A 21,292-nucleotide genomic window follows, 5' to 3' on the forward strand; every position below is an offset into this window, starting at 1 on the left:
TTTTGAGTTTCTGGCTTAGCTGTCGGTTGCTCAGTTACAACATTTTCAGTAGGTTGTTGACCAGGAATAATGCAATTTGGTTGGAAGTTTCCTTGTTGCCATTGTGCTAATGACTCAACGCCCATAGATTGTAAGAATGCTTGTAATTCTTGTTGGCTCATTTGCTTCATCATCACTTTTGAATGCTGAATATTTTGAACCTTTATGTTAGATGGTTGTACTGTTGCAGCTTGTGCATCTAGAGAAGATACTCCTAAAGTAAGAGCCGTTGCAGCGGCTACAGATAATAAAACACGCTTTTTCATGATGTGTGTCCCCCTATATAAAGTTTTAATTTGTTTTCACACGATTTGTTTTTGACAGCCTGTCTGACTGACAAACTCATCGTAGCATAGATTTTGTGAGAAAAAAGATGGAAAAAAATTCATAGACTTAAAATTTACCTAATTTATCCTAAGAGGGGAAAGGGGGGGAAATAAGAGAAACATAGAGTATAAAAGGAATTTTCAGCATTTTTATACTTGATTATAAGAGGGGGTTTTTGGATAAATGTACCTATATTGAAAATGAGGAATCCTATTGTATCAATGGTTTGAGCGTTTTTTTTAGGAATATACTGGATTGATTTTTACAAAACTGTAATGTTTCTGTTGTTCTTTTTTATAATAAAGTAACATATTTTTAATGTTGTAGCGGACAAAAAAGCGGCTATCTCTTTACATAGACGAAGGAGATAGCCGTTTTCCTATTATTACGTATGTTACGAGTTATTACGAGCTGGTTTCAATTGCTTCTAATAATAAATCAACAATGTGAATTCCTCTCATTTTATGAGAAAGACCTTCTCGTTCAATGCCTAATTTCATTTGTAATAAACAACCTGGATTTGCAGTAACAATGGTTGCTGCTTCTGTTTCATGCACACGGTCCATTTTGTAATCTAGAAATTCCATGGATAGTTCTGAATGAACAATGTTATAAATACCAGCAGAACCACAGCAGCGATCCGCATCTTTCATTTCACGGTATGTTGCGCCTTGAATTGCTTCTAGTAACATACGAGGTTCTGAAGATGTTCGCATAACATTGCGTAAGTGACAAGAGTCTTGATACGTAATAATTTGCGGCGTGAGTCGTAAGTCATTACGTTTATGGAAATCTAGTTCTACTAGAATAGCAGTAATATCTTTAATTTTAGAAACAAACTGCTTTGCACGTTTTGCCCACTGTGGATCATCTTTTAACAGGTAATCGTAGTCTACGAGGTAAGCTCCGCAACCACCAGCATTCGTAATAATATAGTCGATGTTTAAGTCTTCGAATGCTTTTATATTGCGTTTAGCTAATTCTTTTGCTCCACTTTTCTCACCAGCATGCCCGTGTAATGCTCCGCAGCAACTTTGTGTTTTCGGAATAACGATATCACAACCAGCTAACTGAAGAAGTTTCATCGTTGCGTTATTTGTTTCTAAAAACATTGTATCCATTAAACAACCTGTGAAGAATGCAACTTGTTTCTTCTTTGTACTTTCAGCAGGTAAAAATTCAGGCCGATCTTTCATTGCTTTCATTTTAGGGACCTTAGGCAAAACGAGATCCATTGTTGCAAGGGTTTCAGGGAATAACTTCATAATTCCTGTTTTGTGTGTTAGCGTTTGTAAACCGGAACGTTGGTAAAATCCGATTAACCCTGTTAATGTTCTCATTCGATTTTGATGAGGGAAAAGTCCTTCAAAAACGACTTTACGAACAGCTCTCACTGGCACTGAGAACTTTTTGTTTTGATTTATAATATCACGAGCTTCTTCTAATAAATGCCCATAATTCACACCAGATGGACAAACAGGTTCACAAGCACGGCAGCCGAGGCAAACATTTAATGTGTTTTCAACATCTTCATCTGGCTCAATTAAACCGTCAACGACTGCTTTCATTAATGCGATACGTCCACGTGGTGAATGTGATTCTTTATATCCAGATTGAATATAAGTAGGACAAGTTGGTAAGCAGAAACCGCATCGCATACAGTTTAGTAGTTCATCTTCACTTAATCGTTCTTTAAATTCTTTTTGAATGTTTTCTTTATTTAATGTTGTCATCGCTCAACCACCACTCTTTTGCGAGTGTCCTTCGCGAACATCTTTCCTGGATTCATAATGTTATTTGGATCGAAGGCATGTTTAATTCCTTGCATAGCAGCAATACCTTCTTTACCTAATTTCATTTCTAAATACGGAGCTTTCATTGCACCAACACCATGCTCACCAGTGATCGTGCCACCAAGTTCGATTGCTTTCGCAAATATTTCAGCAAAAGCTTGTTCAGCTCGGTGCATTTCTTCTTCGTTGCGAGCATCTGTCATACAAGTTGGGTGTAGGTTACCATCGCCAGCATGTCCAAACGTACAAATAGGAATATTATATTTTTTAGCAATGGCATTAATGGCTTCAACCATTGGAGCAATCTGTGATCGTGGTACCGTTGCATCTTCTAATATTGTAGTAGGCTTTAATCTTGCGAGTGCTGACAGTGCACTACGGCGAGCTGTACGAAGCGCATCGGCTTCCGCTTCATCTTTTGCAACGCGAACATCAACTGCATTCATAGAACGACAAACATTAGCCATTTTTTCAATATCTCGATTCACAACTTCAGGCGGGCCGTCTTGTTCAATTAATAAAATTGCTTTTACATCAGTTGGTAAACCGATTTGTGCAAACTCTTCTACTACTTCAATGGTCGGCTGATCTAAAAACTCAAGTGTCGCTGGAATGATTTTATTTGCAATAATAGAAGAAACAGCACGAGCAGCTTCATTAATATCTTCATATAGTGCAAGCATCGTTTTCTTCGTTTCAGGCATAGGAACAAGTTTTAATATCGCTTCAGTCACGACGCCAAGTGTTCCTTCAGAACCGATAAATAAACGAGTTAAATCATAACCAGCTACATCTTTTGCCAATTTACCACCAGTACGAATCATATCACCATTTGGTAAGACAAGTTCAAGACCCATCACATAATCACGTGTTACGCCATATTTTAATCCACGTAATCCACCCGAGTTTTCATTAATGTTACCGCCAATTGTAGAAATTTTCATTGAGCTTGGATCTGGTGGATAAAATAAACCTTTTTCTTCCACCGCTTTAATAATATCAAGGGTAATGACACCAGCTTGTACAGTAATTGTTAAATTTTCTTCATCAATTTCTAAAATGTTATTCATATGGCGGAAGATAAGGACGATACCGCCTTCAAGTGGACATGTCCCTGCACAAAGGTTTGTTCCAGAACCACGAACATATACAGGAATATGATGAGTGTTACATACTTTTAACACTTCAGCTACTTCATTTGTATTACGAGGAGCAATGACTGCATCAGGCATTGCTTGGAAGTTTGGAGTGGCATCATAACTATACGTTAAACGCCCCATATTGGATGTATCCACATTATCTTCGCCAACAATAGATACGAATGAATCAATAATTTTTTTTTCTAACATTGGAAATCCCCCTCAAACTGTTAACGTAATTAGTCATAATAAAAAACGTTATCACAGTGCTTTCATTATAATGATAAAAAAGTCGGGGGATTCTTTCTATGTATAATCATCTAAAGATTAATCTGTTTTATCATTCTTTTTTGTGTGATTATCTAATAAGAGGAGCGAGAAGTATAAAATGTTTAAGTCTTTGAATTGTTTCGGATTAAGTCCTGTATACTCCTCAATTTTTTTAAGTCTGTAATGCAGTGTGTTAATGTGTATGTGTAATTGCTCCGCTGTTTGTTTATAGGATTGGTTATAATCGATAAATAAACGTAAAGTGTGCATAAGCTCAGGAGATGATAGTAAGTTTTCAATGGTGCGCTTTAGAAACTGTTCCCGCGTTTCCGCAGAAATATCTTGTAAGCACATTTCTAAACGTAAATCTTCATTAAATACAATTTTTTTCGTTTCAAGTGATACAGAAAGAGCTTGTAATGCTTGTTCATACGATAAGTTCATATTGCTTGGCATAACGGATTGTCCAATCCCGATATATAAAGGAATAGAAAATAAAGTTTCACAGTCTTGTTTTAATCGTTTTAAAAATTGATACGTTTGCTCTTTGGAGTTCGTGGCTGTAAATAAAATGAATCGATCATTTCCCCAGCGAACAAATAGATGCTCCTTTGTTAATAGATTGCGTACATGTTGCCAAATCTTACGCTGAAGCATCGTGTCATTTTGATCGATAGAGAACAAAATAAGTTGTTTTTTCTTATATAAATCAATACCAAGTGTTTTGGCACGATCGAGAAAGCTTGGAGACCAGTCTGTATTTTGAAGCCAATCAAAGACAAATGCTTCATAAGAACGGTGTTCAAGTTCTAGTTGTTCTAAAAAGTAGTTTTCATGGATGAGTAGTTCGGTCATTTTACGTAATATTTCTCCGTATTGTGAAATATTTTCAGGTTCGCCTGTGATTCCAATGACACCAATTACTTCGTCATGGAATAGTAAAGGGAGATTCATACCTGCCTTTACGCCTTGCAAACGTCGTTCATCCTCTTTTGTAATAATGACAGTTTTCTTTTGTTTTGCGCAGCGGAGTGCGCCCTCATGAAATTGGCCGATTCTTTCTATATCTGTACTTGCGATAATAACGCCTTGTATATTAATGATAATAATATTTTCTTTAATTAGCCTGCGTACTTCTCGTACAATTTTATTCGCTAAATCAGGAAAAAGCATAATTGGCACACCTCAAATTCTATTTGTTGTACATTATATATGTAAATGAAGTAGGAAAGGGAAATTTCACACTTTCCACACATTTATTTGTTATTTTACAATTATAACGAAATCATCCGAAGATGGAGGGGATCTTTTGAGAAAGTATGTTTTTCTTCTCTGTTTTTTATTTCTATTAGTAGGGTGTCAAGGAAGTTCCTATACATCGATTGCTAAAGATAAAAGTGTTATTATAACAACGAATATAAAAGAAGGTAGTATTAGTTTTGTAGATAAACATACTAAAAAGTTAATTACGACATGGGAACTTAACGAACCAATGGCAGGGATTGCACTACTTCCAAATGGTGAGGACATACTTGTATATGGTAAGCAGTTAGAGTACATGTATGTATATTCACTAGCAGAAGGAAGGCAAGTGGAAAAATATAAAACAGGAAAAGGCATTGTAAATGTAGTCGTATCAGAAGATAAAAAGCAATTATTTGCTGCCGATCAAAATGCCCAAAAGGTAAGGTTCTTTACGATTAATGGAAAAGAGACAGGGAATGTTTCGACAGGAAAAGGACCAATAACGATGGTAGAGTACCATAACCAGTTATCTGTATTAAACTTTTATGATACGAAGCTAACGACAATTGATACAAAGAAAAAAGAAGTGATGCAATCCTTTATGATTCCACCAGCGTCAACGGGAGCGACAATTAGTCCAGAGGGGAAAGAAATATGGATTGGCGGACATGGTGATGGAAATCAGGTAAATGAGAAAGTATTAGTGTATTCTTTGCAGAGCGGAGAAATGGTACGTTCTTTACACGCTCCGTTTATGCCTGTGAATATTACGAAGGATAATAAGTATGTATATGCATTAAGTCACGGTTCGAATACGCTTAGAAAGTTTGATGTTAGCACGTATAAAGAGGTGGCTTCTGTAGAAGTAGGATCGAACCCATTTGCATTTTTGAAGAGCGGAGCAGAAGGATACGTAGCCAGCTATGATAGTGATGAAGTGTGCGTCATGGATATGAAGAATTTGAAAATAAAACAAACAATTAAAGTCGGAAAAGGACCGTTTCAACTCATAGAGAGAGAAGGGAAGGACAATGAGTAAATATAGGGTGCTAGTTGTAGATGATGAAAGTGATATGAGGCAACTTGTTGGAATGTACTTAGATAATTTCGGATACGAGTGGGGAGAAGCTGAAAATGGAAAAGAGGCTCTAAAAAAATTAGAAACGGACCATTATGATTTCGTTGTATTAGATATTATGATGCCAGAGATGGATGGACTTTCAGTTTGCAAAGAAATTAGAAAAACGTCAGATGTACCAATTATATTTTTAACAGCAAAAGGTGAAGAGTGGAATAGGGTGAACGGCTTACGTATGGGAGCAGATGATTATATTGTAAAGCCATTTAGTCCTGGTGAATTAATTGCTCGTATGGAAGCTGTATTAAGGCGTTATACAAAGCAAGAGCAACAAGAGGAATTTCAGTTTGGACCGATCCTTATTAATGAAAAAAGTAGGAAAATTGAGGTGGATGGTGAGCCAATTTCTCTTACAGTAAAAGAGTTTGATTTACTCTATTTTCTTTGCCAACATACGGGACAAGTTTTTAGTCGAGAACAATTGCTGGAAAAGGTATGGGGATATGATTATGCCGGAAGCACAAGAACAGTAGATACGCACGTGAAAACGATGCGTTTGAAGCTTGGAGAAAGTGGAAACTACATTCAAACTGTTTGGGGTGTAGGCTATAAATTTGAGGTGTAACGTATGTTTACGATGGTACAGAAGCTTTGGCTGACAGTAGTATGTGCTGTATTTGTAACAGTTTCCTTTCTTTATTTTGTATCTTTATACTCGTATGAAAAACTATACGTTGATAATTTAAAAGATTCATTAGTAATGGAAGGGAAGCGTCTTGCTGCGCAATATGATAAGCGCGAAGGAATATCAATTTTTGAAGAGAAAGTAAGAGCATTTGATCAAATATCTAGTTCAGATGTTCTTTTCGTATCGAACCCACGTGATTTAAGCGCATGTTTACCATTTGATGTGCACCATCATTCTCTTATAAGTGAAGGGGACAGGCAAGCATTATTAGATGGAAAAACTGTGACAAAGATAGGATACGAGGAACATTTTGACCGTAATATTATGGGGGTTGTCATCCCTGTTTTAGAAAATAAAAAATTAGTTGGTATTGTATATTCTTATATTCCTTTAAAAAGTATAAAAGACTTAATATATGATATGGGTCTTATTTTAGCACCGTTAGCACTTGCTATAACTTTACTGACAATATGGATTGGTAGAAAAATTATTATTGCTATTACGAAACCACTTTCGCAAATGGAGCGAGTTGCCAATCATTTGGCTACGGGAGATTTCTCAGAACGAATTACAATTTCTTCTGAAGATGAAATTGGGCGATTAGGAAAAGCATTTAATAAAATGGCAAATTCTTTGGAGACAGAAGATGTAAAGCGTAAGGAGTTTTTAGCTAACGTTTCGCATGAACTAAGAACACCGCTTAGTTATATAAAAGGGTATAGCGAGGCTATTTTAGATGGTGTAGCGAAGGGACCACAGCAGGAAAAAGTAACACAGCTTATTCATAAAGAAGCAGATCGTATGCAGCGTCTCGTTCATGATTTATTAGATTTAGCACAACTAGAAGGGGAACATTTTCCGTTAAAGAAACAACCTATCGTTTTTTCACAACTAATTGAAGATGTGTTAGATACGTATGAGATTAAGTTTATAGAAAAGAAAATTCGTATTTCAACAAATTTAAATCCAGAAATCATTGTAATGATTGATGAGGATCGTATGCAACAAGTGCTTCATAACGTGTTAGATAATGCGATACGGTATACGAATCAAAACGGGGATATTATGATAACGCTCAGGCAGGTAGATGATTACTGTGAATTGAACATAAAAGATACGGGAATCGGTATTGATACAGAGCATTTAGAAAACCTTGGCGAGCGTTTTTACCGAGTTGATAAAGCGAGAAGTCGTCAACATGGTGGAACAGGTTTAGGCCTGGCAATTGTAAGACAAATTGTTCATATACATGATGGACAGTGGCGGATTGAAAGTGAAAAAGGGGACGGTACGACGGTTAGTATTAAATTGAAAGTACAGGATGAGGAGAGCATGTTCTAATTTTTAGGGCATGCTCTTTATATGGAAGACAATAATTATACGTAAGATATAAATTAATATGTAATAAATATCGGAATTTTGACGATTTTATGAACAAAACATTTGTACTTCTTACCAATTCGTTCTAAAATAGTTATGATGCAAAGTTCTTATAAATCGTTTCAATTGTTGTTTGGAAGATACTGAGGTGATTTAACTGGAGTACAAATCTATTAAACCGAAAAAGATTTACGAAGAAGTATCTGAAGCTATTTTAACAATGATTAAAAATGGTACGTTAAAACCTGGTGACAAACTACTTCCTGTACATCAATTAGCTGAGCAGTTTCAAGTTGGTAGATCTGCTGTTCGTGAAGCGCTAAGTGCGCTAAGAGCAATGGGCTTAATTGAGATGAAACAAGGAGAAGGTACATATGTGAAGAACTTCGATTCTTCTTCATTAACAAAATCATTAAACAATAGATTATTGATGAAGAAAGAAGATATTTTGAATTTATTAGAAGTACGAAAGGTGCTTGAAGTGGGGGCAGTTCGAGCAGCTGCGGCAAAACGTACGGAAGATAATTTGCAAAATATGAAGCATTGGTTAGATGAAATGGCAAAGAGCGTTGGAGATGAAAAAGCTGGTGAAAAAGCAGATTTTCAGTTCCATATGGGAATTGCGGAGTCTTCGCATAACAACATTTTGCTTGAACTTATGAATCATGTTTCAGAGATGATTGCTGAAACGATTGGTGAATCAAGGCGCATTATTTTATATGGTGAACAAACAACATCAGAACGACTTATAGAAGAGCATCAAGTTATATATGATGCAGTGTTAAAGCAAGATGTAGAATTAGCGCAGCAAGCAATGCTAGATCATTTAACAAATGTAGAACATATTGTCACAGGTAGAAACGATATAAATTCTTAATTTAATCTTTTAAAAATCTAATTTTCTGATAAAATAGAGAGAGATTAAGTAAGCGTTTTCTTTAGAAGAGGGAGAGGATAGGCCATGGTTGAGCCTATTTCTTCTCTCCTTAGTCATCTGATGACCATATGTTTGTTGGTGGAGTTGTAAAAAGGGGGAGTAATAATTATGAAAGTTACTTTATTTGTTACTTGTTTAGTCGATATGTTTGAAACAAATGTCGGCAAAGCAACAGTTGAGGTGTTGGAGCGTTTAGGTTGTGAAATTGAATTTCCAGAAGCACAAGTTTGTTGCGGTCAGCCTGCTTATAATAGCGGCCATGTAGAAGCGGCAAAAGAAGCGATGAAACATATGATTGAGACTTTCGAGGATGCAGAATATATCGTTACGCCATCTGGTTCTTGTGCGACAATGTTTCATGAGTATCCGCATGTTTTTAAAGATGATCCGAAGTGGGCTAAACGTGCACAAAAAGTTGCTGATAAAACATATGAATTTACACAATTCATTGTAGACGTTTTAAAGGTTACTGATGTTGGTGCAAGTTTACCGGGGATTGCTACTATTCATAAATCATGTCATATGACACGTATGCTTGGAGTAACAGAGGCACCAGGAATTTTATTATCTAATGTAAAAGGGTTAACTGTGAGAGAGTTACCAAATGTGCAAAATTGTTGTGGGTTTGGGGGAACGTTTTCAGTGAAGATGACTCCAATTTCTGAGCAAATGGTAGATGAAAAGGTAGATAGTGCAATGGAAACAGGTGCTGATTATTTAATCGGTGCAGATTGTGGGTGTTTGTTAAACATTGGCGGACGTATTGAGCGTTTAGGAAAAGAAATAAAAGTAATGCATATTGCTGAGGTACTGAATAGTCGCTCATGAAGGGGGAACATAAGCTATGTCTATGAAAATCAGTGAGAAAAAATTTAATGATCGCGTTGGCGATGGAATTCAAGATTCGTTTATGCGCGGAGCAGTATCTTCTGCACAAACACGCTTATATACGAATCGTTTAAAAGCAGCAGATGAATTAGGAAACTGGGAAGAATGGCGTGAACTCGGTGAAGAAATTCGTCAACATACGTTAGAAAATCTTGATTATTATTTAATGCAGTTAAGTGAAAATGTATCAAAAAGAGGCGGACATGTGTACTTTGCGAAAACGAAGGAGGAAGCAGCAAAGTATATTCAAGACGTTGCAAAAAAGAAGCAGGCAAAAAAGGTAGTAAAATCAAAGTCAATGGTAACAGAAGAAATTAGTATGAACCATGCGCTTGAAGAAATCGGTTGTGAAGTGTTAGAAAGTGATCTAGGAGAGTATATTCTGCAAGTAGATAACGATCCACCTTCACATATTATTGCGCCTGCTCTTCATAAAAATAGAACGCAAATTCGTGATGTATTTAAAGAAAAGCTTGGCTATGAAAATTCTGATGATCCATACGAAATGACAAAGTTTGTTCGTAAACAACTTCGTGAAAAATTTATGGATGCAGAAATTGGTGTGACAGGTTGTAACTTCGCTGTTGCAAATACTGGCTCTCTTTGTTTAGTAACGAATGAAGGTAATGCCGATCTTGTTATGTCGATTCCAAAAACACAAATTGCGGTTATGGGTATGGAACGTATGGTTCCGACAATGGAAGAATTAGATGTTTTAGTTGGTTTACTATGTCGTAGTGCAGTAGGTCAAAAGTTAACAAGTTATGTAACGGTAGCGGGACCAATTCAAGAAGAGGAAGTAGATGGACCAGAAGAATTCCACTTAGTTGTGGTTGATAATGGTCGTTCTCAAATTCTTGGATCTGAATTCCGTCAAGTGTTGCAATGTATTCGTTGTGCTGCTTGTGTGAACGTATGCCCTGTATATCGACATGTTGGTGGACATTCATACGGCTCTATATACTCAGGACCAATTGGGGCGGTATTAACACCACTTTTAGGTGGATATGATGATTACAAAGAGCTTCCTTATGCTTCTAGTTTATGCGGAGCGTGTACAGAAGCTTGTCCAGTGAAAATTCCATTGCATGATTTATTATTAAAACATCGTCAGGTTATCGTTGAGCAAGAAGGTCGTGCTCCACTTGCAGAAAAATTAGCAATGAAAATGTTTAGTATGGGTGCATCTTCAGCAGCTTTATATAAAATGGGATCAAAGATGGCGCCAGCAGCAATGAGTCCATTTACATCTGGTAACCGTGTATCAAAAGGTGTTGGGCCACTTAAAAACTGGACAGATATTCGTGAATTCCCGGCTCCAAGTAAAGAACGATTCCGTGATTGGTATAAAGATCATAAGAAAGGCGGGGACAAATAATGACAGGATTAATTCAAAACCGTGAGTCCTTTCTAGAGAATATTGCAAAAGAACTTGGACGCGCGCGTAAAACGGATAGTGTAAAACGTCCAGTATGGAAAAATAATGTGAATAAAGAAACGTTAAAAGATTATTCACAAGAAGAATTGTTAGAAGTATTTAAAAATCAATGTACAAACATTCATACAACTGTTGTGGAAACGACAAACGATCGTTTACGTGAAGATATTCAAAAAGTAATCGTTGAAAACGGCGGGGGACCTATTATGTTATCGGCAGATGAACGTTTTGATTCTTATGGGTTGACTTCTTTATTTAAAGAAGAACTTCCAAAGCAAAATGTTGAAGTGAACGTATGGGATCCTGAGAAAAAAGAAGAGAATATGCGTATCGCGGAAAGAGCGAATATTGGAATTGCATTTAGTGATTATACTTTAGCCGAATCTGGTACGATCGTTGTACAAAGTCATAAAGGCCAAGGTCGTTCTTTACACTTTTTACCGACTATATACTTTGCTATTATTCCACGTGAAACACTTGTGCCTCGTATTACACAAGCAGTTGAGGATATGAATAAGCGTGTAGAAAATGGCGAGACAGTGGCATCTTGTATTAACTTTATTACAGGACCTAGTAACTCAGCAGATATAGAAATGAATCTTGTTGTCGGAGTACATGGACCATTAAAAGCAGTATATTTCATCGTATAAAATAGGGGAAAGCAGGCCAGAAAATGGCCTGCTTTTTTAATAGAATAGAGATAATATGAAGTAGAAGTTCTCTCCTTTTTTTGCTATGTTCTTCTGGAAAGGAGAGGAAGGGATGTTCACTTATGTATATGCATTGTTAGCGGGGATGGTGTTTGGTTCTTTTTTTATGGTAATTGCGATGAGAGTTCCGCTAGGGGAGTCTATCATAACCCCGCGTTCATATTGTCATTATTGTAAGTATGTGCTGAAGCCAAAAGAATTGATTCCAATCATTTCTTTTTGTATACAAAGAGGACGTTGTACGAATTGTAAGAGGAAAATTTCAATTTTGTACGTAGTATTTGAACTTATAACTGGAATGATATGTCTTCTTACTGTATATATGATTGGGGTGGAACGAGAGCTTATTATCGTTTTATCACTTTTTTCGTTACTTCTTATCATTTCAGTTACAGATTACATATATATGTTAATTCCAAATCGTATTTTAGCTTGGTTTGCTTGTTTACTCATTTTAGAAAATGTTTTTGTACCGTTAGTCACTTGGATAGATAGTATAGTTGGTAGTTGCGTTATATTCATTTTGTTATACTGCATGCAAAAGATACATCCAGAAGGGCTTGGTGGAGGGGATATAAAACTACTTTCGTTACTTGGATTTATTGCGGGATTAAAAGGGGTTTTTATGATTTTATTTTTATCATCTCTCCTTAGTCTTTGTTTCTTTGGAGCTGGTCTCGTATTGAAACGTATGAAAATGAGGACTCAAATACCGTTTGGTCCTTTTATTAGTCTTGGGGCAATATGTTACATGTTGGTCACGTATGCAAAATAGAGAGGGGATAGAAAATGAATGTATATATGGATGATCAAAGAAGTTGTCCGTACGGTTACGTGCTCGCAACTACAGTAGAATGTGCTTTGCAAATGGTACGAGATTATGAGGTGAATGTTCTTTCCCTTGATTTCAATATGGGATGGGGAGAAAAAAGTGGATTAGATTTTGTAGAGGCTTTTTGTAAAGAGGGCCTATATGTAAATGAAATACACTTTCATACGAATGATGTTATCGGTATGCATAAGATGAAACAGAGAATGAATAAGGGAAAGGAAGAAGGGGAGATTAACCCTAATCTTGTTGTTAAATATGTGGGGAGCTAAAAACTCCAAAGTAAAACTTTGGAGTTTTTAATGTTTCATATGCGCTTGCAACGGAATGATTTCTTCTTGTTGAGTTGCTCCTAATTCAGTTTCTTCTTGTTTCACGTCAGGTACTTTCTTTGTTAAGTAATGGTATACCATACCGACAAATACAGACCCGCCAATAATGTTACCAATTGTAACTGGAATTAAGTTATGAATAGCACCTGTAAAAGAAATTGTCTCTGGATGCGGTGAAACTAAAGATAAAGCAAACAGTGATAAGTTTGCGATGCTATGCTCGTAACCAGATAAGAAGAATGTGAAAACGAGCATCATCATCATCATAATTTTTGCTGTATCACCTTTAACTTGAGAAGGTAAGAAACAAGCAAGACATACAAGCCAGTTACATAAAATTGCTTTAAAGAATAGTTGCATTGTAGGTGTATTCATTTTTCCCTCAACGACTTTATTCATGAAATGACCGTGATCAATTGTTTCGAAAATTCCAGTGGCATAAAATAGTAAGGCAAAGAATAAAGCGCCAGCTAAATTGCCTGCATAACAAGCAAACCAGTTACGAAGTGTATCAGCAATTGTTGTTTCTTTTCTTAAAGTTGCTACAGTGAAGTACATTGTGTTTCCAGTAAACAATTCAGCACCGCCATATATAATAAGTACGAGGGCAATTCCGAAAAACATAGAAGCAGCTAAATAAGTTGCTGGTGAATCTGCAATGTGAAAAAAGTTACCTAATTTAAAACATAGTACAATAATAAAACCGATATAAATACCCGCAAGTGCGGCACGAATGAAATATTGCATCGGATTTGTATCTAACATTTGTTTTTTGCTCTTAGCCAGTTTGACAACATAATCTAATCCTTGTTCTAGCATGAGTAATACGCTCCTTTAGTACATCATCTATAAATACTCCTTATATGAATAAAGTACATGGATTAGGTCATAGTTTCAATAAGTTTGTGCAATATTTCACAAAAAGGACATACATAGACAAGGAAAACGCTTACAAATAATAGTATAATAGAATTTTTTCTGGACATAGAGAGGGGACAAGGAAAAAAGAAAAAGCGCTGTAATTACAGCGCTTTTTCGTCTAAATTCTTTTCTACTTTTGTTTCTACTTCTTTTGAGAAGAACCAACCACCAGCTGCGATTCCAACTAATACAATCCAGAATGTAAGCTTCCATGGTGTAGATTCTGGGAATGAATGCGGAATTACATTTAATGCAGGATGTGCTAACGTATAAACTGCTAGTTTCACACCAACCCAACCTACAATTAAGAATGCCGCAGTTTCAAGTCCTGGTTTACGTTTTAAAATTTGTACGAAAGCAGTTGCCGCAAATCGCATAATGATTAATCCGATAAGTCCACCTACAAAGATAACAACGAATTGCCCAGTATCAAGACTACCAATTGTACCTAATCCTGTTTTTGGTAAAGTCATTGCTAATGCAACAGCAGCTAAAATAGAATCAACTGCGAAGGCGATATCTGCAACTTCAACTTTAAATACAGTCCACCAAAAGTTCTCTTGTTTTTTCTTTGCTTCTTTTTCTTCTGTTTCTTCATCTGTATTCTTTTTAACATACGTTTTAAATAAGTGATTACCAGCGATAAACATAAGGTAAATGGCACCGATTGCTTGCACTTGCCATACGTCGACTAGGAACGAAATCATAAATAACGATCCGAAACGGAAAACAAATGCCCCTGCTAATCCATAAAATAGTGCTTTCTTTCTTTTTTCTTCTGGTAAATGTTTTACCATAATTGCAAGAACAAGAGCGTTGTCAGCCGCTAAAATCCCCTCTAGTGCAATTAGGATGAGTAATACCCAACCATACTCCAATAATAATGATACATCCATGTACATTCTCCTCTCATTTCTATAAGTACTAAATAAGTGAAGAATTCCCCACTATTTAGTTTCCCCATACTCCTGCCTATTAACTTTGGAAGAATTTGGAAATGGATGCAAAAAAGACCTCTGCCGTTAATAGGCAAAGGTCTTGCTAGACATATGTAATAAAAATGCCAACAAAGCCGGAAGAACTAAGTTCTACGTAATGACGACTTTGTTTCCAAGAAGTATTCTTGGACGCTACTCCCCTTTGGAGATATGCTATTGTACTCTCATTATATGGATAATTTATACGGTTGTCAACCTGTTAAAATGTCTTCATTCGGATATTTTATTTTCCGGTTCTTTTTACGTGCAAATGAAAAAGCTAATGTTAAAGGTCCCATCTTCCCAAAAAACATCATAAAAATAATAATAGCTTTTCCAATCATAGTTAAGTGTGGTGTGAAATTCATACTGAGACCGACAGTCCCAAATGCTGAAAATACTTCGAAAGCACTCATCAATAGAGGAACTCGCTCAGTAATGCTTAAAATTAAAATAGCAAAAAAAATAAATGAAATAGAAATAATAGCGATGGTCAATGATTTGACAATGAGGGTATCTTTAATGGATTTTTTAAACACGACAATATCATCTTGTTCTTGTAAAAATTTAAATACCCCAAAAAACATGATTAAAAATGTTGTCAACTTAATCCCACCACCAGTTGAAGCACTACCAGCGCCAATAAACATAAGGAGCATCATTAATAGTAAGGAAGGCTTCGATAAGGCAGAAATATCAACTGTATTGAAACCGGCAGTACGCGTTGAAACTGCTTGAAAATAAGCGGCCATGCCTTCTTCAAATGGAGTAAAGCCTCTCATAGAAAGAGAATTGTGAAACTCGAATATAAAAATAAAAACAGTCGCAATAATATTGACGATTAGAGTAGAAGAGAGCATAAGTTTTGAGTGTAATGTAAGGTTTTTAAAATTTTTCTTTCTTTTTATATCTACGATTACTGTAAAACCAATCCCACCTAAAATAATGAGGGAGGAAATGACGAGATTGACAAGAATGCTGTGAGAGTGGGGCATTAAATTATCGCTCCAAACAGAAAAACCTGCATTGTTAAAAGCAGAGATGGAATGAAAAAAGCTATAATAGATCCCCTTAGCAATCCCATATTTCGGAACCCATTCAAAAGAGAGAATGAAAGTAGCGATACATTCGACTGTAAAAGAGAATAAAAATAATGCTTTGGCAAGACGAATGACACCGCCTATATTCGTTTGATTTAATGCTTGTTGCAGTAAAATTCGGTTTTGAAGGCCAATTTTTCTGCCGAGCATAATCGCAATTAAAACGGCAAAGCTCATAATGCCAAGTCCACCCACTTGTATAAGTGTTAAAATGACACATTGGCCAAATAAGGTAAATACTTTCCCAGTGTCCACAACACCAAGCCCTGTAACCGTACAAGCAGAAACGGTTGTAAATAAAGCATCGAGCCATGAAATAGACGTCGTTGTAGCAATTGGCAATTTTAATAAGCATGTACCGATAATTGATAACATAATAAAAGACAAAGTAAGAACACGGGGAGGACTCATGTGAATGTTAATCCGTTTCATGTTACATATCGTTCCTTTCAGTTTGCTTTTACTAGTATGTGAAAAAGCACCATTATGTATGTTAAAAATAGAAAGAGGCAGAGAATATCTGCCTCTAAGCCATATGTTATATTGTTATCCACGTAATTGTTGTTGAGCTAAAGAAACAAGACGTTTTGTTACTTCACCGCCAACTGATCCGTTAGAACGAGATGCTGTATTAGACCCTAAGCTTACACCGAATTCTTGTGCAATTTCATATTTAAATTGATCAAGTGCTTGTTCAGCACCTGGAACTAGTAATTTGTTTGTTTTTGCCATGATGATACACATCCTTATGAGTAGTCCAGTCCAGCTAAGTACTTAGCTGAACTGGTACCGTTATTTTATGTGGAACCGACGTACTCATACGCGGAAGTAATCGGTGTGATTAGAAGTTATTGGATAGAAAAAAGAGTAGCAAAAATTGCTACTCTTTTTTTAGTATTGTCGCTGTACCTTCCACGACAATATCATCCGATTGATTATATATATTTGTTTGCAACGTAATGATTTTTTTATCGTCACGTTTTTTGATGACCTCTGCCACAACGCGAAGTGTATCACCGATTTTGACAGGAGCGCGGAATGAAACGTTTTGAGATAAATAAATCGTATTTTTACCCGGGAGTTTCGTTCCAAGGATTGTAGAAATAAAACTTGAAACGAGCATACCATGAGCAATGCGTTCTTTAAACATTGTCGTTTTTGCAAAAGAGTCTAAAATATGAATAGGATTCACATCTCCAGTCAATTTTGCAAAATTGATAACGTCCTCATCCGTAATCGTTTTTGTAAGGGATGCTTGATCACCGACTTGAATCTCATCATAACGAAGCTCCGGGACGGTTTGTGCTTCTTGAAATGGATTCATTTTGTCCTCCTTCTTTTCCATATCGAAAAATGCTAGCCATCTTGATGTAGTAGGAGGAAGAAAGAGTTTTGTTTGTGCTGCAGTTAGCTCCCACATTTTTCTTACTTGATGGAAGTAAATAGATTTTTTGAGTTTTCCTCGAACTTTTTTGCGAGTTCCAACTGTTTTGTCTTGAAATCTTCCAAAAAACCTTCTAACTGTTTTTGAGCCTCTTCACGTTGTAATTGTTGTTGTTCAATAAATTGCTTCGTTGTTTCTTCAAATTGACCGCTTGTTTGAGTAAGGATAGACAAAGATGTTTTTGTAGGAGAAACAGTTAGCTGTTGCATATGAGCAGAAAGTTCTTTCCACTTGTCTTGCCACTCGTTAATTTGATCATTTAAGGAGTTTCCAGTTAATTGCTTCACGTAATCTGTATATTGATTATTGAATTGAGTAGTAAATTGTTGCAGTTCTTTTTCCAGTTCATCTACTCCTGATGTTAATTTATGCAAAGCGTCTTGTTGTTGTTTTAATGTTTCTAAAGTAAGTTGCTCTAATTGTTTCCCAGCTGAAGAGAAAAGGGAAAGAGATTGAGACCAGTTTTTCCAAAATGCATCGACCAATTCGTATGGTTTAGTTTCCATTGTTTGACCCCCAAATGTTTTTTTGCATATTGTGAACGCAGATTACTCTGCTGTACCACCAGGTGAAGATGAAGAATCCTTTTCATCCTTTTCTGGAGAAGTGGCAAATGGAAAGAATGCGTTCGTATATAACGTGAAAAACGTTCGCAGCATATTTTGGTAATGCTCAAAAGAAGTTGCACATGTTGCTAAATATTTCTCTCCATATTCAGTTAAAGAATAAATTCTTTTTGCTGGCCCTCCTTCGCTTGTATCCCAAGTAGAAGAAATGAGGTTTTCTTTTTCTAATTTGCGTAGTGTTCTATAGACATTACCTTGGTCAACAGAAGAAAAGCCGATATCCATTAGCATTTGAATAAGTTTGTAACCATGAAGACTCCAGTCTTTTAGACATAGAAGTAAGAAGGGAACTAAGAAGTTTTTTGGCATGGAGTTTGGTTGTTTTGCTTGGTTGTTCTCCAAACTTTCGCGTTGTTCTGGTTCATTATGTAGCATGATTGTGCATCACCTCATGAATCAGTTAGATGGAATTTTTTGCTTATAAGTGCAATTTACACCTATCTGTTTTTAAAGTCAATACATTTGTTAGAAAATAGAAAAAAATAAAATATAGACTTGAAGTTTTATTCAGAATATTAGAAAATAATGAATAGGTTGAATTGTTTCAAAAACGAAAAAGGGAGTGTAGGTAAAGTGATTGATCAAAAATTCGATCCACTACAAGCATGGAAAAATGCTTATGAACAAACCGAAACATTTTGGGGAAAAGCGCTCAATGAAACAATTAAAACAGAAGAATATTCTGCTTGGATGGGCAGCGTTCTAGATTTGAATTTGTTTTATCAAAAAGCATTAAATGATACGACAAAAAATTATTTAGAGCAGGTGAATGTGCCTACGAAAGAGGATATCGCTAGAGTGGCTACGCTTGTTATTAACTTAGAAAATAAAGTGGATAACATTGAGGAGTTTCTAGAAGAGAAGGTAGAGTCAGTAGGACAAGCTCCTACATTAAAGCGCGATGTTACGAAAGTAAAACAAGATATTCGCACATTAGAAACGAAAGTTGATCAAATTTTAGAATTGCTAGAAAAGCAAAATGCAGTACTAGCAAAACTACAAGAACCTGTAAAAGAAGAAGTAAAACCTACGAATAAGCCAGAAAATAAAAAGTGATAATAGCGCTTGTTTATAACATATGAAAGAGAAAGGGAGAATCTTATTTCTATGTATAAACAGCGAAACATAATTATATAGGGACTCCATAGTATGAGTACCAAAATGATTCATAGTAGTCGTTCACAAATTCATTTAAGGGGGAAAAGAAATGGTTCAATTAAATGGAAAAGTAGCAATCGTAACAGGTGGGGCAAAAGGAATTGGAAAAGCGATTACAGTAGCGTTAGCACAAGAGGGCGCAAAAGTTGTTATTAACTATAACAGCAGTAAAGAAGCAGCTGAAAACTTAGTAAATGAACTAGGAAAAGAAGGACATGACGTTTATGCAGTTCAAGCAGATGTTTCTAAAGTAGAAGATGCAAACCGACTTGTAGAAGAAGCAGTGAATCATTTTGGTAAAGTTGATATTCTTGTTAATAATGCTGGTATTACAAGAGATCGTACATTCAAAAAGTTAAATCGTGAAGATTGGGAACGCGTAATTGACGTGAACTTAAGCAGTGTGTTTAATACGACAAGCGCGGTACTTCCATACATAACGGAAGCGGAAGAAGGTAGAATTATTAGCATTTCTTCTATTATTGGTCAAGCTGGTGGATTTGGACAAACAAACTACTCAGCAGCTAAAGCAGGTATGCTAGGATTTACAAAATCATTAGCATTAGAGCTTGCAAAAACAAATGTAACTGTAAACGCTATTTGCCCAGGATTTATTGATACTGAAATGGTAGCAGAAGTACCAGAAGAAGTACGTCAAAAAATCGTTGCAAAAATCCCGAAAAAACGTTTTGGTCAAGCTGATGAAATTGCAAAAGGTGTAGTATACCTATGCCGTGATGGTGCTTATATCACAGGTCAGCAATTAAACATTAACGGCGGATTATATATGTAATGAAGTAAGAAAAAAGTGCATATCCATAGCAGGAATGCACTTCTTTTTTTAGAAGGAAATTGACCAAAAAGGAGATAGAAAAATGACTACATTCGCAACAGAATGGGAAAAGCAATTAGAGCTATACCCAGAAGAGTACCGAAAAGCATATCGCCGAGTGAAAAGGGCGAGTGAAATTTTATTACGTGAACCAGAGCCACAAGTAGGATTAACGCCGAAAGAGGTTATTTGGACGAAGAATAAGACGAAGCTTTATCGCTACATTCCAAAACAAGAAAAAACACAAAGAGTTCCAATTCTATTAATATATGCTCTTATTAATAAACCATATATTATGGATTTAACTCCTGGAAATAGTTTAGTGGAATATCTAGTGGACCGTGGTTTTGATGTGTATATGCTTGATTGGGGTACATTTGGTTTAGAAGATAGTCATTTGAAATTTGATGATTTTGTGTTTGATTATATTGCAAAAGCAGTGAAAAAAGTAATGCGAACTGCAAAATCGGACGAGATTTCTTTACTTGGTTATTGCATGGGGGGAACGCTAACTTCTATTTATGCGGCACTTCATCCACACATGCCAATTCGTAACCTAATCTTTATGACAAGTCCTTTTGATTTCTCTGAAACAGGATTATATGGTCCTTTATTAGATGAGAAATACTTCAATCTAGATAAAGCGGTTGATACATTTGGAAATATTCCGCCAGAAATGATTGATTTCGGAAACAAAATGTTAAAACCAATTACGAACTTTGTTGGTCCATATGTTGCTTTAGTAGATCGTTCAGAGAATGAGCGCTTCGTTGAAAGCTGGAGGTTAGTTCAAAAGTGGGTTGGCGATGGCATTCCGTTCCCAGGTGAATCATACAGACAGTGGATTCGTGATTTTTATCAAAACAATAAACTGGTTAAGGGTGAACTCGTTATTCGCGGACAAAAGGTAGACCTTGCAAATATTAAGGCGAATGTCTTAAATATTTCAGGGAAACGTGATCATATCGCCCTACCATGCCAAGTAGAAGCGTTGCTAGATCATATTTCTAGCACAGATAAACAATATGTATGTTTACCAACGGGACATATGTCGATTGTTTACGGTGGAACAGCGGTAAAACAAACGTATCCGACGATTGGAGACTGGCTTGACGAGCGCTCTAAGTAAAAATAAAAAATC

Annotated in this window: 22 protein-coding genes, 1 pseudogene and 1 riboswitch; of the genes and pseudogenes, 12 read left to right on the plus strand and 11 right to left on the minus strand. The window is 36.1% G+C overall.

Annotation, left to right across the window (positions count from 1 at the left end; genetic code table 11):
- The 4 genes and pseudogenes from MR079_RS18485 to MR079_RS18500 all read right to left on the minus strand — a co-directional run.
- A pseudogene (locus tag MR079_RS18485) lies at positions 1-305 on the minus strand (CAP domain-containing protein); the annotation flags it as partial.
- Positions 306-770: 465 nt separating this feature from the next.
- A complete protein-coding gene (locus MR079_RS18490) occupies positions 771-2,099 on the minus strand; it encodes a (Fe-S)-binding protein (RefSeq protein WP_139869688.1) in 1,329 nt (442 codons plus the stop codon).
- On the minus strand, positions 2,096-3,508 hold the full coding sequence (glcD, locus tag MR079_RS18495; RefSeq protein ID WP_139869687.1) for a glycolate oxidase subunit GlcD: 1,413 nt from the start codon (positions 3,506-3,508) through the stop codon (positions 2,096-2,098). The genes MR079_RS18490 and glcD overlap by 4 nt, the downstream gene beginning before the upstream one ends.
- A 117-nt stretch (positions 3,509-3,625) precedes the next feature.
- Entirely contained in the window at positions 3,626-4,741 is a 1,116-nt protein-coding gene (locus tag MR079_RS18500) for a CdaR family transcriptional regulator (RefSeq protein WP_139869686.1), read from the minus strand.
- A 136-nt stretch (positions 4,742-4,877) separates the two neighbouring features.
- Here MR079_RS18500 and MR079_RS18505 point away from each other — a divergent pair, with 136 nt between their 5' ends.
- From MR079_RS18505 to MR079_RS18545, 9 genes are all read left to right on the plus strand, one after another.
- Positions 4,878-5,852 (plus strand): YncE family protein, encoded by a 975-nt coding sequence (locus tag MR079_RS18505; RefSeq protein WP_139869685.1) that lies wholly within the window; start codon positions 4,878-4,880, stop codon positions 5,850-5,852.
- Entirely contained in the window at positions 5,845-6,516 is a 672-nt protein-coding gene (locus MR079_RS18510; RefSeq protein ID WP_062821867.1) for a response regulator transcription factor, read from the plus strand. Before MR079_RS18505 ends, MR079_RS18510 begins: the two co-directional genes overlap by 8 nt.
- Before the next feature lie 3 nt (positions 6,517-6,519).
- Positions 6,520-7,920, plus strand: a complete 1,401-nt coding sequence (locus MR079_RS18515) for a sensor histidine kinase (protein WP_139869684.1) — start codon at positions 6,520-6,522, stop codon at positions 7,918-7,920.
- A gap of 226 nt (positions 7,921-8,146) precedes the next feature.
- On the plus strand, positions 8,147-8,836 hold the full coding sequence (locus tag MR079_RS18520; protein ID WP_254912616.1) for a FadR/GntR family transcriptional regulator: 690 nt from the start codon (positions 8,147-8,149) through the stop codon (positions 8,834-8,836).
- Between the two features lie 168 nt (positions 8,837-9,004).
- The gene (locus tag MR079_RS18525) at positions 9,005-9,724 is read left to right on the plus strand and encodes a (Fe-S)-binding protein (RefSeq protein ID WP_000869149.1); all 720 of its coding nucleotides are present in this window, start codon (positions 9,005-9,007) and stop codon (positions 9,722-9,724) included.
- Positions 9,725-9,740: 16 nt separating this feature from the next.
- On the plus strand, positions 9,741-11,162 hold the full coding sequence (locus tag MR079_RS18530) for a LutB/LldF family L-lactate oxidation iron-sulfur protein (protein WP_000061914.1): 1,422 nt from the start codon (positions 9,741-9,743) through the stop codon (positions 11,160-11,162).
- Positions 11,162-11,872 (plus strand): LutC/YkgG family protein, encoded by a 711-nt coding sequence (locus MR079_RS18535; RefSeq protein ID WP_139869683.1) that lies wholly within the window; start codon positions 11,162-11,164, stop codon positions 11,870-11,872. The genes MR079_RS18530 and MR079_RS18535 overlap by 1 nt, the downstream gene beginning before the upstream one ends.
- Positions 11,873-11,984: 112 nt before the next feature.
- Positions 11,985-12,707, plus strand: a complete 723-nt coding sequence (locus MR079_RS18540; RefSeq protein WP_139869682.1) for a prepilin peptidase — start codon at positions 11,985-11,987, stop codon at positions 12,705-12,707.
- A gap of 14 nt (positions 12,708-12,721) precedes the next feature.
- Complete coding sequence (locus tag MR079_RS18545; protein ID WP_001103780.1) at positions 12,722-13,033, plus strand: cyclic-phosphate processing receiver domain-containing protein; 312 nt, start codon at positions 12,722-12,724, stop codon at positions 13,031-13,033.
- A gap of 27 nt (positions 13,034-13,060) precedes the next feature.
- On the opposite strand, the gene MR079_RS18550 is transcribed toward MR079_RS18545, so the two are convergent.
- From MR079_RS18550 to phaQ, 7 genes are all read right to left on the minus strand, one after another.
- On the minus strand, positions 13,061-13,912 hold the full coding sequence (locus MR079_RS18550) for a formate/nitrite transporter family protein (RefSeq protein WP_242294410.1): 852 nt from the start codon (positions 13,910-13,912) through the stop codon (positions 13,061-13,063).
- A gap of 203 nt (positions 13,913-14,115) precedes the next feature.
- The gene (locus MR079_RS18555; RefSeq protein WP_000383322.1) at positions 14,116-14,910 is read right to left on the minus strand and encodes a TerC family protein; all 795 of its coding nucleotides are present in this window, start codon (positions 14,908-14,910) and stop codon (positions 14,116-14,118) included.
- Positions 14,911-14,999: 89 nt separating this feature from the next.
- Positions 15,000-15,165: riboswitch (yybP-ykoY riboswitch) on the minus strand.
- Positions 15,166-15,203: 38 nt separating this feature from the next.
- Positions 15,204-16,523 (minus strand): TrkH family potassium uptake protein, encoded by a 1,320-nt coding sequence (locus tag MR079_RS18560; protein WP_139869680.1) that lies wholly within the window; start codon positions 16,521-16,523, stop codon positions 15,204-15,206.
- A 114-nt stretch (positions 16,524-16,637) separates the two neighbouring features.
- On the minus strand, positions 16,638-16,823 hold the full coding sequence (locus MR079_RS18565) for an alpha/beta-type small acid-soluble spore protein (protein ID WP_001140707.1): 186 nt from the start codon (positions 16,821-16,823) through the stop codon (positions 16,638-16,640).
- A 148-nt stretch (positions 16,824-16,971) separates the two neighbouring features.
- Complete coding sequence (locus MR079_RS18570; protein ID WP_001067916.1) at positions 16,972-17,415, minus strand: MaoC family dehydratase; 444 nt, start codon at positions 17,413-17,415, stop codon at positions 16,972-16,974.
- 101 nt (positions 17,416-17,516) lie between these two features.
- The gene (phaP, locus tag MR079_RS18575) at positions 17,517-18,041 is read right to left on the minus strand and encodes a polyhydroxyalkanoic acid inclusion protein PhaP (RefSeq protein WP_000448589.1); all 525 of its coding nucleotides are present in this window, start codon (positions 18,039-18,041) and stop codon (positions 17,517-17,519) included.
- Between the two features lie 42 nt (positions 18,042-18,083).
- Positions 18,084-18,536: a poly-beta-hydroxybutyrate-responsive repressor gene (gene phaQ, locus MR079_RS18580; protein ID WP_000903021.1), complete on the minus strand. Its 453-nt coding sequence runs from the start codon at positions 18,534-18,536 to the stop codon at positions 18,084-18,086.
- Positions 18,537-18,734: 198 nt separating this feature from the next.
- Here phaQ and phaR point away from each other — a divergent pair, with 198 nt between their 5' ends.
- From phaR to phaC, 3 genes are all read left to right on the plus strand, one after another.
- Positions 18,735-19,217, plus strand: a complete 483-nt coding sequence (gene phaR / locus MR079_RS18585) for a polyhydroxyalkanoic acid synthase subunit PhaR (RefSeq protein WP_074602806.1) — start codon at positions 18,735-18,737, stop codon at positions 19,215-19,217.
- A 151-nt stretch (positions 19,218-19,368) separates the two neighbouring features.
- Entirely contained in the window at positions 19,369-20,112 is a 744-nt protein-coding gene (locus MR079_RS18590; protein ID WP_000250412.1) for an acetoacetyl-CoA reductase, read from the plus strand.
- 82 nt (positions 20,113-20,194) lie between these two features.
- A complete protein-coding gene (gene phaC / locus MR079_RS18595; RefSeq protein ID WP_000206335.1) occupies positions 20,195-21,280 on the plus strand; it encodes a class III poly(R)-hydroxyalkanoic acid synthase subunit PhaC in 1,086 nt (361 codons plus the stop codon).
- Positions 21,281-21,292 lie beyond the last annotated feature (12 nt).

The sequence above is a fragment of the Bacillus cereus group sp. BfR-BA-01381 genome (genome assembly GCF_022663555.1).
Classification (GTDB): domain Bacteria; phylum Bacillota; class Bacilli; order Bacillales; family Bacillaceae_G; genus Bacillus_A; species Bacillus_A pacificus.

What these genes read in the sequence shown, in the direction of transcription:
- MR079_RS18540 (WP_139869682.1), top strand. Translation starts at nt 11,985, where the DNA reads ATGTTCACTTATGTATATGCATTGTTAGCGGGGATGGTGTTTGGTTCT.
- MR079_RS18535 (WP_139869683.1), top strand. Translation starts at nt 11,162, where the DNA reads ATGACAGGATTAATTCAAAACCGTGAGTCCTTTCTAGAGAATATTGCA.
- glcD (WP_139869687.1), bottom strand. Translation starts at nt 3,508, where the DNA reads ATGTTAGAAAAAAAAATTATTGATTCATTCGTATCTATTGTTGGCGAA.
- phaP (WP_000448589.1), bottom strand. Translation starts at nt 18,041, where the DNA reads ATGGAAACTAAACCATACGAATTGGTCGATGCATTTTGGAAAAACTGG.
- phaC (WP_000206335.1), top strand. Translation starts at nt 20,195, where the DNA reads ATGACTACATTCGCAACAGAATGGGAAAAGCAATTAGAGCTATACCCA.
- MR079_RS18565 (WP_001140707.1), bottom strand. Translation starts at nt 16,823, where the DNA reads ATGGCAAAAACAAACAAATTACTAGTTCCAGGTGCTGAACAAGCACTT.
- MR079_RS18550 (WP_242294410.1), bottom strand. Translation starts at nt 13,912, where the DNA reads ATGCTAGAACAAGGATTAGATTATGTTGTCAAACTGGCTAAGAGCAAA.
- MR079_RS18560 (WP_139869680.1), bottom strand. Translation starts at nt 16,523, where the DNA reads ATGAAACGGATTAACATTCACATGAGTCCTCCCCGTGTTCTTACTTTG.
- MR079_RS18500 (WP_139869686.1), bottom strand. Translation starts at nt 4,741, where the DNA reads ATGCTTTTTCCTGATTTAGCGAATAAAATTGTACGAGAAGTACGCAGG.
- MR079_RS18555 (WP_000383322.1), bottom strand. Translation starts at nt 14,910, where the DNA reads ATGGATGTATCATTATTATTGGAGTATGGTTGGGTATTACTCATCCTA.
- MR079_RS18590 (WP_000250412.1), top strand. Translation starts at nt 19,369, where the DNA reads ATGGTTCAATTAAATGGAAAAGTAGCAATCGTAACAGGTGGGGCAAAA.
- MR079_RS18510 (WP_062821867.1), top strand. Translation starts at nt 5,845, where the DNA reads ATGAGTAAATATAGGGTGCTAGTTGTAGATGATGAAAGTGATATGAGG.
- MR079_RS18490 (WP_139869688.1), bottom strand. Translation starts at nt 2,099, where the DNA reads ATGACAACATTAAATAAAGAAAACATTCAAAAAGAATTTAAAGAACGA.
- phaQ (WP_000903021.1), bottom strand. Translation starts at nt 18,536, where the DNA reads ATGCTACATAATGAACCAGAACAACGCGAAAGTTTGGAGAACAACCAA.
- MR079_RS18570 (WP_001067916.1), bottom strand. Translation starts at nt 17,415, where the DNA reads ATGAATCCATTTCAAGAAGCACAAACCGTCCCGGAGCTTCGTTATGAT.
- MR079_RS18545 (WP_001103780.1), top strand. Translation starts at nt 12,722, where the DNA reads ATGAATGTATATATGGATGATCAAAGAAGTTGTCCGTACGGTTACGTG.
- MR079_RS18525 (WP_000869149.1), top strand. Translation starts at nt 9,005, where the DNA reads ATGAAAGTTACTTTATTTGTTACTTGTTTAGTCGATATGTTTGAAACA.
- MR079_RS18515 (WP_139869684.1), top strand. Translation starts at nt 6,520, where the DNA reads ATGTTTACGATGGTACAGAAGCTTTGGCTGACAGTAGTATGTGCTGTA.
- MR079_RS18530 (WP_000061914.1), top strand. Translation starts at nt 9,741, where the DNA reads ATGTCTATGAAAATCAGTGAGAAAAAATTTAATGATCGCGTTGGCGAT.